The sequence below is a fragment of the Curtobacterium sp. MCLR17_055 genome, from assembly GCF_003234305.1.
Lineage (GTDB): Bacteria > Actinomycetota > Actinomycetes > Actinomycetales > Microbacteriaceae > Curtobacterium > Curtobacterium flaccumfaciens.
The window spans coordinates 1-11591 of record NZ_QKSX01000029.1 but is presented as its reverse complement, the minus strand read 5'-3'; the positions used below and the strand labels follow the sequence as shown (position 1 = coordinate 11591).

The window sequence follows — 11591 nt, the reverse complement described above, 5'->3', positions numbered from 1 at the left end:
GATCGGACATCATGGCCAGGTGGAGACCCGAGACCCCGATACCGACGACCCCGCAGAGGAGGCGCCGCCCGGTTGGGTGCTCAACACACCGACCCGGCTGCTCGAGGTCTGGACGTACCCGGTGCTCGAGGTGCTCCTCGCCGCCGCACACGTCGCCCTCGGCATCGCGTTCGGGGGCGTGTTCGCGCTCGTCGTCGGCGTCGCCGCTGCGGTCGTGTTCGTGATCGGTTCGATCGCGCTGTTCGTCACGGGCTGGCGCGCGTACGACCAGCAGACTCGCAGCGCGTCGTGGCGCTGCCACGTCACCCGTGTGGTGGTGGCGGTGACCAGCGCGGCCGTCGTCGCGGTGGCGAGCCTGATGGTCGGGACCCCGCTGGGATTGGTGTTCGGCGCGATGGCTGGTGTCCCCATGGCTTTCCGGTTCGCGCGCACCGTCCCACGCGTCGACTACCTCGTCGTCGCATGGGGTTCCGTGTGCGTGGCGGTGACCTGCACCACCCTCGCCGTGATCGGGTTCACCGTCGCCGACCTCCCCGAGTACCGGACCACCGCCTGGGTGTCGGGGTCTTTCTTCGCACTGTTCTCCGCCGTGGTGGCCGTCCACCAGTTCCGGTCTGCTGCCCGAGCACCGCTGGACGGGCCGGAGTCCGGCGTCAGCGCCCCCGACCGAACCGCGTCGTGACCCCCGGCGAGTAGAGCACAGAGTCCGGCTCGAGCTCGGTCAGCCCGAAGGGCAGCCCGGCAGCCCCGACCAGGTCGTCCCGCAGCGACACGACCGAGGCCCGGTGCAACGGCCACGACTCGTGCTCGTTCGGCCAGAACCGCGTCCGTCCCGCCCGGTGCACGTGCATGCCCCACCGCGCCGTCAGGAACGTCTCGAGCGGCCCCGGCTCGTCGAGCACCTCACCGATCCGGACGTCGAGCATCGACCGCAGGTGGGTGCCGTGCCGCCGCATCGCGTACCCCACGCGGCCGTCACCGCTGCGCGACTCCGCGATCGCCCACCGGTACGGCAGTCCGGTCGCGACGCGTGCGCCGATGGTCGGCAGGAGCTTGCCGGCGTCGAGCGACAGGAACACCACCCCGCGCTGCCCCTGCTCGTCGACCGTGTAGACGCGGACGTTCAGCTCGACGAAGTCGCCGATGCTCCCGGTCGAGAACGGCGGGAACCGCGTGTCCTCGAACCGGAACGCGATGAGGCCCACCCAGGTGGTCACCCCGTCGTCGGTGCCGTCGAGCGCCATCGTGTCGGGCCGTGTGCCGGCCGGCAGCAGCGGGGCCACCGCCGACAAGTCGACGCGCCAGTGCACGAAGACGACGTCGAGCCAGTCCTGCGAGATCCAGGGGCGGCCCGGCAGGCCGGGGGCAACGGCCTGGAGGCCCGGGGTCACGTGGGTGGGTCGGGTGTCGGTCACGATGTGGTCGCCTCCGGTTCGATGTGGGCTGCGACGGGTGCGTCGTCCCACCCGCGCTGCGGGGTGTCGCAGGTGCCGCGGAACACGTACTGCGAGGGACGCTTCCGCTCGCTCGACGTCCAGTCGATGGCCGGCCGTCGTCGTTCCGGGGGCAGGTACCCGATCCGGTAGACGGCCATCAGCTCGAGCGACTCGGGCACGCGGAGCAGTCCCTCGATCTCCTCCCACGCGCCGGGGGTCTCCATCGGGAAGGACACGAACTGGATCCCCAGGCCGAGCTCGGTCGTCGCGAGCCAGATGTTCTCCATCGCCGCGCCCATGCTGAACACCGAGTAGAAGCCGGACAGCTCCTCCTTCCGGTACTCGTGGCGGTCGAGCAGCACGCCGAGCAGCAGCGGCGACCCGGCGACGAGCTTCCGGTTCTCCTCACCCAGGGTCTGCGGCACCCGGAGCGTGTTCATGAGCAGCTGCCCGCGCTTCGTGAACACCTGCTTCGTGAACGGCCGAAGCGGCCCGGGGAGCTTGTCGAACAGCATCCCGTCGCGCCGCTCGTCCATCTCGGCCTTCGAGAACCGGAAGTACGGCTTGTACCGCTCGAAGAACGTGCCCTCGGCCATGGTGCGGGTCATCGAGCTGCCGCTGATCTCGGCGACGCGGTCGATCGTCTGGCGCTCCTCGATCAGCACGAAGCGCCACGGCTGGCTGTTGAGCTGCGACGGCGCCCGGCCGGCGAGCTCCATGAGCAGTTGCTGGTGCTCGTCCGACACCGGATCGGGCAGGAACGGCCCGTTCGTCGTGCGTCGTCGTCGGATGGCCTCGAACAGCTCCACTGCTCACCTCTCTGATCGCCTGCGAGCAAGCACGGCCCCCAGGTAGGACGGTGCGGCGGCGACTGCGACCTTCCAGTGTGCTCCGGAGCGCGGGTCGGTGCGTGGAGCGACCGCCAGGGGCACGAGTGCCGGCAGCAGGAACAGTGCGGTCCGGTCGCGGGTCCACGCGGGGGTCGTCGCGGCGACACCGGTCAGGGTCGCGGTCACGACGAACAGCCCGTGGTGCACGACGCGGAGCTTCTTCGTGCGGATCAGCCGCACGGCGACCGCGGTGCCCCACAGGCAGTTCGCGACGTAGGCGAGGCCCGCAGCGGTGACCAGCTGCCGGGCCGGACACGATCCCGTGGGCGGTGATCCGCGCCTCCCGGCCGTCTTCCGTCCCATGCGTGGGACGTTACGCGGTCTCTCGACTGACGAGCTTGGAGAGCACGATCGCGGAGCGGGTGTGGTCGACCTGGGGTGCGAGGCGGACCTTGTCGAGCGCCTCTTCGAGCGCGGACAGGTCCTTCGAGCGCATGTGCACGACGGCGTCGGCGCTGCCGGTGACCGTGCCGGCGTCGATGACCTCGGGGACGGTGTCGAGCAGGGCGCGCAGCTCGTCGGGCGAGACCGTGCCGCGGCAGTAGAGCTCGACCCAGGCCTCGGTGCCGCGGTCCTCGACGGCGGGGTCGACCTTGATCGTGAAGCCCTGGATCACGCCGTCACCGACCAGCCGGTCGACGCGGCGCTTGACGGCCGAGGCCGAGAGTCCGACCACCGACCCGATGTCGCCGTAGCCGGCGCGGGCGTTGTCCCGGAGCTGATCCAGGATGCGGTGGTCGAGCGTATCCATTTGTCCCCATCGTACGCGGACTTGTTGCGAGGCTGGTGGGTCTCGCGCACGAAACGTGCGTCACCCGAACGGGTGTCACGGTCCCGCAGGCGGGGGACTGCACTCCGTGGACGGTCTGTGCCAGGACCGACTCGGCGTCGATGCTTGAGTGTCACTGTTCCGCTGCGGTGAGTCTGTGGAAGGATCGACTCGGCGTCGACCTGGTCCGCTGCGGTGAGTGAGCCTGCATCTCACCGGAGCTCTTCTCCTCGTTCCGTTTCGGTTCCTGGCAGGCTCGGGCCCCGGTCCCTTCCAGGAGGACTGATGTCGAACACCGCACCCGCCCCCGAGTCCGTCGCCACCCCGGCTCGTGTCGCCACCAAGCGCACGATCCTCATGTGCAAGCCGGACTTCTACACCGTGAGCTACCGGATCAACCCGTGGATGCACCCGGAGGAGCCGACCGACACGTCGAAGGCCGTCGAGCAGTGGGAGTCGCTCGTCGCCGTCTACGAGCAGCTCGGCTTCGACATCTCGTACATCGACCCGATCGACGGCCTGCCGGACATGGTCTACGCGGCCAACGGCGGGTTCGTCCTCGACGGCATCGCGTACGGCGCGAAGTTCCAGTACCCCGAGCGCCAGCCCGAGGGCCCCGCGTACATGGACTGGTTCCGCCAGGCCGGTCTGACCGTCGCCGAGCCGGAACAGACCAACGAGGGCGAGGGTGACTTCCTGCTCATCGGGGACACGATCTTCGCCGGCACCGGTTTCCGGTCGGACAGCACCTCGCACGACGAGCTCGCGAAGATCTACGGCCGCGAGGTCGTCACGCTCAAGCTCATCAACCCGAGCTTCTACCACCTCGACACCGCCATCGCCGTGCTCGACCCCGAGCCCGCCGTCGACGGGACGAGCAACATCGCGTACCTGGAGAGCGCCTTCGACGAGCCGTCGCTGGCGATCCTGCGCGAGCGCTTCCCGGACGCGATCATCGCCACGGAAGAGGACGCCGCGATCCTCGGCCTGAACTCCTACTCCGACGGGTACAACGTCGTGATCGCCGCCCGGGCTGTTCGGTTCGCCGAGCAGCTGCGCGAGAAGGGCTACAACCCGATCGGCGTCGACCTGTCCGAGCTGCTGCTCGGCGGTGGCGGCGTGAAGTGCTGCACCCTCGACCTGCACCCGGTCGGCACCGGCACCTCGGTCGCGCGTTCGCTCGGGGTCAGCTGATGTCGGCGGCAGCGTCGCTCGGGGTCAACACCGCGGCGGCGCTCGCCGTCGAGGACCGCGCCCTCGCGCACAACTACAGCCCGCTGCCCGTCGTCATCGCGTCGGGTGCCGGCGCGACTGTCACCGACGTCGACGGCAAGCAGTACCTGGACGGCCTCGCCGCGTACTCGGCGGTGAACTTCGGCCACGGCAACCCGCGGCTGCTCGACGCCGCACGGGCGCAGCTCGACCGCGTGACGCTCACGAGCCGCGCGTTCGTGAACGACCAGCTCGGGCCGTTCGCCGCAGCACTGGCTGCGTTGACGGAGACCGAGATGGTCCTGCCGATGAACACCGGTGCCGAGGCCGTCGAGTCCGCGATCAAGGTGTCCCGCGCCTGGGGCTACCGCGTCAAGGGCGTGCCGGCCGAGCGGGCGACGATCATCGTCGCGTCCGGCAACTTCCACGGGCGCACCACGACGATCATCTCGTTCTCGGACGACCCCTCGGCCCACGATGACTTCGGGCCGTTCACGCCCGGCTTCCGCACGGTGCCGTACGGCGACGCTGCGGCCCTGCGCGAGGCGATGGACGAGACCGTCGTCGCCGTGCTGCTCGAGCCGATCCAGGGTGAAGGCGGCGTGGTCATCCCGCCGGAGTCGTACCTCCCTGATGTCCGCGCGGTCTGCGACGAGTTCGGCGCGTTGTTCATCGCCGACGAGATCCAGTCCGGCCTCGGTCGCACGGGGCACACGCTCGCGGTGCAGCGCGTCGGGGTGCGTCCCGACCTGATCACGCTCGGCAAGGCCCTCGGTGGCGGCATCGTGCCGGTGTCCGCGGTGGTGGGCTCGCGCGATGTCCTTGGCGTCCTGCGCCCCGGCGAACACGGGTCCACCTTCGGCGGCAACCCGCTCGCCGCAGCCGTCGGTGCCGAGGTCGTGGCGATGCTCGGTGAGGGCACGTTCCAGCAGCGGGCACTCGACGGCGAACCGCTGTTGCGCGGCCTGCTCGACGACCTGCTCGGCAAGGGTGTCGTCTCGCACCGGGTCGCCGGACTCTGGGCCGGGATCGACATCGACCCCGCGCTCGGCACGGGCAAGGCGATCTCGAAGGACCTCGCCGACAGCGGGCTCCTGGTGAAGGACACCCACGGGTCGACGATCCGCTTCGCGCCGCCCCTCGTCGTCACCGACGACGAGCTGCGTTTCGCGATCGGAACCCTGGCCGACGTGCTCGCCGCGCGCGCCTGACCTGATCCGCAAAACACCGGTGTTTGCGCGTTGAACCCCCGCATGCCGCGGTGCGGAGCGCGAACACCGGTGTCTTGCGTGCGCCGGCGCGCGTCACCAAGTGCGGCTCACACCGCCCAGCGCGCCGCCAACTCGTCCATCAGGGCATCGAGCCGCTCGTCGACGACCTGCTCCTCGGGGTGCGCCTCGTACCAGGCGATGACCTCGCGCACACCCTGCCGGTAGGTCGTGCGCGGCCGGTACCACGGCACGAGCGACCGGACCTTGCTGTTGTCGAACACCGAGCTGTTCGCCTTGTCGCCGAGCAGCGCCGCGCCCCACTCGGGGTCAACGGCGTTGATCGCGTCCGCCGGCACGTGCACGATCCGCAGGTCCTCGACCCCGGCCGCCGCAGCGATCTCGTGCGCGATGGCGTTCCACGTCGGCGCCTCGTCGCTCGTGATCGTGAAGGGCTCACCGATCGCCTCGGCCCGGTCGAGCAGCCCCGTGAACCCGACCGCGAAGTCACGGCTGTGCGTCAGGGTCCACAGCGAGGTGCCGTCGCCGGTGATGATGACCGGCTTGCCGGCACGCATCCGAGCGACCGCGGTCCAGCCGCCGGTCAGCGGCAGCTTCGTCTCGTCGTAGGTGTGCGACGGCCGCACGATCGTCACCGGGAAGTCCTGCTCCCGGTACGCCTCCATCAGCAGCTCCTCGCACGCGATCTTGTCGCGCGAGTACTGCCAGTACGGGTTCTTCAGCGGCGTCGACTCCGTGATCGGCAGGTGCGTCGCCGGCGTCTGGTACGCCGAGGCCGAGCTGATGAACACGTACTGCCGCGTCCGCCCCGTGAAGAAGTCGACGTCGGCCTGCACCTGGTCCGGCGTGAAGGCGATCCAGTTCACGACCACGTCGAAGCGCTGGTCGCCGAGTGCGTCCGCCAGTGCGCTGCGGTCCGACACGTCAGCCTGGAGGCGCGTCACACCCTCCGGGATCGGCCTGCCCCCGGTGGTCCCCCGGTTGAGCACGGTCACGTCGAACCCCTGCTCGACGGCTTCCCGGACGCAGGCGGCGCTGATCACGCCGCTCCCGCCGATGAACAACACGCTCGCTCCGGTCATGGATGCTCCCTCGCTTCCGGCGGCACCGCTCCGTGCCGCAACCCTTTCGATCCTGCACCTACCCGTCGGGGCGGGCACGGAGCACGGCTTCGATCGAAGTGGTGCCCTCAGCCCAGGACGCCGCGTGTGGACTGATCCAGCCGAGCAGTTCGAGTGCGAAGTCGTGGTCCCGCTGCAGGTTCCGCGCGTGGATGGGTTCGTGGTGCGCGGCGCGGTTCCGCACGAAGTGCAGCTGCTGGAGCCGTCGCGCCACCTCGCTCCGTCGGATGCGCAGGTTGTCCGGCCCGTGCGGAAAGGCTCGATGCAGGCCAGGCACCCAGAGCGAGGTGTGGTACCGCGATTCGACGAGGTACCGCCAGAACCCGAAGCTGAGCTCCGCGATGACCCGTCCGTGTACTTCGGGACGTCGACCTTCTCGACCCGCCCGTGCCCGTGCCTTCGCGAGGTCGGCACGCCCGCGGCTGTCGAGTGGTGCGATGTCGAACCAGGGCGGCCCGGTGCGGCTCGATGCCCACGCGCAGAGTTCACGGTCGAGCGCATTGCGAGCGAACACCTCGACGACGCCGGTGAGCTCCATGACTGCCGCCGCGGCTCGCATGTTCCACTCGTAGAGCCGCAGTGCTTCAGTCGACGACCCCGTCCGCCCTGCGTACGAACGGAGCCGATCGGCTGTGATGAGCCGCTCGAGCTCGTCTTCCTGCATCCCGCCTCGCCTGCTAACGTTGTTCACGAAGACCCCGGAACGATCCCTGGCTCAGGCCACATCGCCGGGGTTTCGTCTTTTTCGATCGTCTCTGAAACATCAGCGTACAGGCGTGCACTCGCAGGCCGAGTGCTCCTGGGGGCGACGGGACTACCGTCACGGTTCGGGTCGCACCGACGCGCCCCACGACAGGAGTGACACGCACATGGAGTACCGCTACCTCGGCAACTCGGGCCTCAAGGTCTCCGAGATCACCTACGGCAACTGGCTCACCCACGCATCCCAGGTCGAGAACGACGCGGCGATCGCCTGCGTCAAGGCCGCCCTCGAGGTCGGCATCTCGACGTTCGACACCGCCGACGTCTACGCCAACACCGGCGCGGAGACGGTCCTCGGCGAAGCGCTCAAGGGGGAGCGGCGCCAGTCCCTCGAGATCGCCACGAAGGTGTTCGGGCCGACCGGTCCGAAGGGCCACAACGACACCGGGCTGTCCCGCAAGCACATCCTCGAGTCGATCGACGGCTCGCTGCAGCGGCTGCAGACGGACTACGTCGACCTGTACCAGGCGCACCGCTACGACCACGAGACCCCGCTCGAAGAGACGATGCAGGCCTTCGCGGACATCGTGCGTCAGGGCAAGGTCCTGTACGTCGGCGTCAGTGAGTGGACCGCGGACCAGCTGCGCGCGGGTGCTGCGCTCGCGAAGGACCTCGGCTTCCAGCTCATCTCGAACCAGCCGCAGTACTCGGCACTGTGGCGGGTCATCGAGGACGAGGTCGTCCCCACCTCGAAGGAACTCGGCATCTCGCAGATCGTCTGGTCGCCGATCGCCCAGGGTGTGCTCACCGGCAAGTACAAGCCGGGTCAGCCGCTGCCCGAGGGCTCCCGCGCGACCGACGACAAGGGCGGCGCGGACATGATCAAGCGGTTCATGCGCGACGAGGTGCTGTCCTCGGTGCAGGAGCTGCAGCCGGTCGCCGACGAGCTGAACCTGTCCATGGCGCAGCTCGCGGTCGCCTGGGTCCTGCAGAACGAGAACGTCGCCTCGGCGATCATCGGGGCTTCGCGTCCGGAGCAGGTGCACGACAACGCGGGCGCTGCCGGCGTCACGATCCCCGCGGAGCTCATGTCGCGGATCGACGATGCCCTGGGCGCCGTGGTCGAGCGCGACCCCGCGAAGACGAACGACAGCAGCCCGAAGACCCGCGAGGCGTAGGCAGTCCGCAAAACACCGGTGTTCGCCCGTTGAACACGCGCATGCCGCGGCTCCATGCGCGAACACCGGTGTTTTGCGAGCAGGTCACACCGGCCAGACAACGGAAAAGGCCCCCTGCCGAAGCAGGGGGCCTTCACCGGTGGCTGGACACGGCATCGATCCGTGGACCTTTCGATTTTCAGTCGAACGCTCTACCAACTGAGCTATCCAGCCGTGGCGACCCTGACGGGACTTGAACCCGCGACCTCCGCCGTGACAGGGCGGCACGCTAACCAGCTGCGCTACAGGGCCATGTTGTGTTGTGTCTTGCTGTGGTGTTGTTCAGTACTACTTGCTCGCTCACTCAAGGAGTGACCCCAACGGGATTCGAACCCGTGCTGCCGCCGTGAAAGGGCGGTGTCCTAGGCCACTAAACGATAGGGCCGCAAGCAGTGCATCGCGCTACCGATGGACAAGCATACGGATGCCCCCCGGGTTTCACAAATCCGACCCCGCCAACCGTGCATCCCCGGCGTGTCGCACCGTCAGCGCACGGGTCTCCGATGCTGTCGGTGCGAGCATCGTCGGCGGCCGCACCCCTCGTCCGAGGGGCTGTCGAGCCTGCGACCCGTGTTGTTACTGTTGCACCTGTTAACAGTGTTACGTGCGTGAGCCTTGCCGCGCTGTTACGAAATCGAGATACATGTCGACCTCCACTCCCTTCTCCCTCCGCTCCCGCTCCCGCTCCCGCAGCCGCCTGATCGCCGCCGCGGTCGCCGTCGCGCTCACCGCCGGCACGCTCGCGGTCCTCGCCCCGGCGTCGTCCGCCAGCGCCGCGAGCTACCCCAGCTGGGACGAGGTGCAGCAGGCGAAGTCGTCGACCAGTGCCCAGCAGGCCAAGGTCAGTGAGATCAAGTCGCTCATCTCGTCGCTGAAGAGCGAGGCCGCTGCCAAGCAGAAGGCCGCGCAGGCCGCGGGCGAGGCGTACCAGGCCGCGCAGAACAAGTACGACGAGGCGACGCTCAAGCAGAAGAAGTTCCAGTCGCAGGCCGATGAGGCCAAGCAGACGGCCGCGCGCTCCGAGGAGCAGGCCGGTCAGCTCGCCGCCCAGCTCGGTCGCACCAGCGGTGACGACGTGACGACGGACATCCTCACGCACCCGTCCGACTCCGGCGACCTGCTCTACGAACTCGGCGCCATGTCGAAGCTCAGCGAGCAGTCCGAGGGCATCTACGCGCAGGCCTCGCAGGACCGCGGTGTGGCCCAGGGCCTCGCCGACAAGGCCGACCGCGCCAAGCAGGCCCTCGGGGACCTCGCCGACGCCGCACAGTCGAAGATGCAGCAGGCCCAGGGAGCCGCGGACGCCGCACAGACCGCGGTCGACGCCCAGAACGACAACGAGTCCAGGCTCGAAGCGCAGCTGACCGCGCTCACGTCGAAGCAGCGCGGCGTCGAGGCCGACTACCGCAAGGGCGTCGCCGCCGAGAAGGCCCGCCAGGCCCGCCTCGCCGCAGCCGCCGCGAAGGCAGCAGCCAAGGCCGCGGCGACCAGCCAGGGCGGCACCGGTGGCGGCAGCGCCAACCCGGCGGGCTGGGTCCGACCCGCCGGCGGGTTCCAGACCAGCCCCTACGGCTACCGCGTCGACCCCTACACGCACGTCAGCGCCCTGCACGCGGGCGTCGACCTGGCCCCCGCTTGCTACGCCCCGATCTACGCGGCGCACGACGGCACCGTCACCTTCGCCGGCAACGGTGGCGGGTACGGCAACGAGGTCATCCTCGACAACGGCGGCGGCATCTCCACCGCGTACGGCCACGTCGTCGACGGCGGGATCATGGTCACCGCCGGCCAGCACGTCACCGCGGGACAGCAGATCGCCAAGATCGGCTCGACCGGCTGGTCGACCGGGTGCCACCTCCACTTCGAGACCCGGATCAACGGCGCTGCCGTCGACCCGGTCCCCTTCATGGCAGCGCGGGGGATCTCGGTATGAGCATCAGCGCCACCAGAAGGCGTCGACCCACGTCATGACCACCTCCGCTCGCTCGTTCTCCTGCGGGATCGCGACCATCGCCGTGCTCGGCATCGGCCTTTCGGTCGTCATCGCCGGACCGGCCCAGGCCTCACCCTCGGGTCCGTCCTGGGACGACGTCAAGGCCGCCAAGTCCGATGCGGCCGACGCCCAGCAGACGGTCGACGAGCTGAGCGACCGGCTCGGCACGCTGCAGGACGCCGCCGACCAGGCCGGTGTCGCCGAGCAGCAGGCCGGGCAGGCGTACGCCCTCGCGGCGTCGCAGCAGCAGGAGGCGAAGGACACCCTCGCCGACCTGTCCGCGCAGTCGAAGCGTGCGAAGGCCCGGGCGGACGACTCGGCCGGCCAGGTCGCCGGGCTCGTGGTCGAGCTGTCCCGCACGGGCGGCGGTGACCTGTCGACGACGATGCTCATGGACTCGTCGGACTCGAAGGACCTGCTCTACCGGGTCGGCACGATGTCGCACCTGTCCGAGCGCTCCGCGACGGTCCTGGCCGAAGCACGCGCCGATCAGAAGACCGTCGAGTCCCTGGCCGCCCAGCAGTCCGCTGCCGAGAAGGCCCTGCGCAAGGCGACCGAGGCGACGAAGACCACCTTCGCGACGGCCAACGACGTGGCCGCAGGTGCCCAGGCCCGGGTGCAGAAGGAACAGGACCAGCAGGCCGAGGTCCTGCGCCAGCTCGCGTACCTGAAGGGCACGAGCGTCGCGACGGAGACCGCGTACTGGAGTGAGCAGCAGGCGAAGGCCGCCGCGGCGGCCATCGCGAAGCAGACGCGCGGCACCGGCACCGGGAACGGCTCCGGCACCGGGAACGCCACCGGCGGCGGCACGAGCGGTGGCAACACCGGCAACACGGGCGGCACCGGCAGCACCGGCGGCGGGACCTCCACCCCGGCCGTCCCGAGCACGCAGTCCAAGCCCAGCACCCCGTCGAACCCCGGCACCCCCGCGAAGCCGAGCACCCCGAGCAAGCCGAGCACCCCCAGCACGCCGAGCAAGCCGGCACCCGCCCCTGCACCGGCACCGGCGCCCGCTCCGGCCC

Annotated in this window: 12 protein-coding genes and 3 tRNA genes; 6 read left to right on the top strand and 9 right to left on the bottom strand. The window is 69.8% G+C overall.

Translation table 11 applies throughout. The features are described 5' to 3' along the window. Positions 1–19: 19 nt before the first annotated feature. Positions 20–682, top strand: a complete 663-nt coding sequence (locus DEJ09_RS17500) for a hypothetical protein (RefSeq protein ID WP_146245767.1) — start codon at positions 20–22, stop codon at positions 680–682. Here DEJ09_RS17500 and DEJ09_RS17495 read toward each other — a convergent pair. From DEJ09_RS17495 to DEJ09_RS17480, 4 genes are read right to left on the bottom strand one after another with little or no spacing between them, the layout of a single operon-like run. Next, complete coding sequence (locus tag DEJ09_RS17495; protein WP_258373948.1) at positions 654–1415, bottom strand: YqjF family protein; 762 nt, start codon at positions 1413–1415, stop codon at positions 654–656. The genes DEJ09_RS17500 and DEJ09_RS17495 overlap by 29 nt on opposite strands. Continuing rightward, positions 1412–2245, bottom strand: coding sequence for a nitroreductase family protein (locus DEJ09_RS17490; RefSeq protein ID WP_111089414.1), 834 nt, complete (start codon positions 2243–2245; stop codon positions 1412–1414). The genes DEJ09_RS17495 and DEJ09_RS17490 overlap by 4 nt, the downstream gene beginning before the upstream one ends. Before the next feature lie 3 nt (positions 2246–2248). After that, positions 2249–2629, bottom strand: coding sequence for a hypothetical protein (locus DEJ09_RS17485; protein ID WP_111089413.1), 381 nt, complete (start codon positions 2627–2629; stop codon positions 2249–2251). A gap of 10 nt (positions 2630–2639) precedes the next feature. Continuing rightward, a complete protein-coding gene (locus DEJ09_RS17480; RefSeq protein ID WP_017887694.1) occupies positions 2640–3077 on the bottom strand; it encodes an Lrp/AsnC family transcriptional regulator in 438 nt (145 codons plus the stop codon). Between the two features lie 303 nt (positions 3078–3380). Between DEJ09_RS17480 and ddaH the strand changes: the two genes are divergently transcribed. Further along, on the top strand, positions 3381–4289 hold the full coding sequence (gene ddaH / locus DEJ09_RS17475; RefSeq protein WP_071245287.1) for a dimethylargininase: 909 nt from the start codon (positions 3381–3383) through the stop codon (positions 4287–4289). Continuing rightward, positions 4289–5518, top strand: coding sequence for an ornithine--oxo-acid transaminase (gene rocD / locus DEJ09_RS17470; RefSeq protein ID WP_111089412.1), 1230 nt, complete (start codon positions 4289–4291; stop codon positions 5516–5518). The genes ddaH and rocD overlap by 1 nt, the downstream gene beginning before the upstream one ends. A gap of 107 nt (positions 5519–5625) precedes the next feature. On the opposite strand, the gene DEJ09_RS17465 is transcribed toward rocD, so the two are convergent. Both DEJ09_RS17465 and DEJ09_RS17460 read right to left on the bottom strand, forming a co-directional pair. Then, entirely contained in the window at positions 5626–6618 is a 993-nt protein-coding gene (locus DEJ09_RS17465) for an NAD-dependent epimerase/dehydratase family protein (RefSeq protein ID WP_111089411.1), read from the bottom strand. Between the two features lie 58 nt (positions 6619–6676). Then, the gene (locus tag DEJ09_RS17460) at positions 6677–7321 is read right to left on the bottom strand and encodes a hypothetical protein (RefSeq protein ID WP_111040158.1); all 645 of its coding nucleotides are present in this window, start codon (positions 7319–7321) and stop codon (positions 6677–6679) included. A 205-nt stretch (positions 7322–7526) separates the two neighbouring features. Between DEJ09_RS17460 and DEJ09_RS17455 the strand changes: the two genes are divergently transcribed. Next, positions 7527–8537: an aldo/keto reductase family protein gene (locus DEJ09_RS17455; protein ID WP_071404504.1), complete on the top strand. Its 1011-nt coding sequence runs from the start codon at positions 7527–7529 to the stop codon at positions 8535–8537. Between the two features lie 140 nt (positions 8538–8677). Here the strand turns inward: DEJ09_RS17455 and DEJ09_RS17450 are convergent. The 3 genes from DEJ09_RS17450 to DEJ09_RS17440 form a co-directional block, all read right to left on the bottom strand. Further along, positions 8678–8750 (bottom strand) — tRNA-Phe (locus DEJ09_RS17450). A 1-nt stretch (position 8751) separates the two neighbouring features. After that, positions 8752–8828 (bottom strand) — tRNA-Asp (locus DEJ09_RS17445). Positions 8829–8888: 60 nt separating this feature from the next. Next, positions 8889–8961 (bottom strand) — tRNA-Glu (locus DEJ09_RS17440). Between the two features lie 258 nt (positions 8962–9219). On the opposite strand from DEJ09_RS17440, the gene DEJ09_RS17435 reads away from it, so the two are divergent. Together DEJ09_RS17435 and DEJ09_RS17430 are read left to right on the top strand one after the other, a co-directional pair. After that, positions 9220–10509, top strand: coding sequence for a M23 family metallopeptidase (locus tag DEJ09_RS17435; protein WP_111089410.1), 1290 nt, complete (start codon positions 9220–9222; stop codon positions 10507–10509). 34 nt (positions 10510–10543) lie between these two features. Further along, positions 10544–11591: hypothetical protein (locus tag DEJ09_RS17430; protein ID WP_146245766.1), on the top strand; the 1048-nt coding region annotated here is incomplete at its 3' end.

Excerpts from the sequence above, each read along its gene's own strand:
- DEJ09_RS17455 (WP_071404504.1), top strand. The coding sequence starts at position 7,527 with ATGGAGTACCGCTACCTCGGCAACTCGGGCCTCAAGGTCTCCGAGATC.
- rocD (WP_111089412.1), top strand. The coding sequence starts at position 4,289 with ATGTCGGCGGCAGCGTCGCTCGGGGTCAACACCGCGGCGGCGCTCGCC.
- ddaH (WP_071245287.1), top strand. The coding sequence starts at position 3,381 with ATGTCGAACACCGCACCCGCCCCCGAGTCCGTCGCCACCCCGGCTCGT.
- DEJ09_RS17465 (WP_111089411.1), bottom strand. The coding sequence starts at position 6,618 with ATGACCGGAGCGAGCGTGTTGTTCATCGGCGGGAGCGGCGTGATCAGC.
- DEJ09_RS17435 (WP_111089410.1), top strand. The coding sequence starts at position 9,220 with ATGTCGACCTCCACTCCCTTCTCCCTCCGCTCCCGCTCCCGCTCCCGC.
- DEJ09_RS17460 (WP_111040158.1), bottom strand. The coding sequence starts at position 7,321 with ATGCAGGAAGACGAGCTCGAGCGGCTCATCACAGCCGATCGGCTCCGT.
- DEJ09_RS17485 (WP_111089413.1), bottom strand. The coding sequence starts at position 2,629 with ATGGGACGGAAGACGGCCGGGAGGCGCGGATCACCGCCCACGGGATCG.
- DEJ09_RS17480 (WP_017887694.1), bottom strand. The coding sequence starts at position 3,077 with ATGGATACGCTCGACCACCGCATCCTGGATCAGCTCCGGGACAACGCC.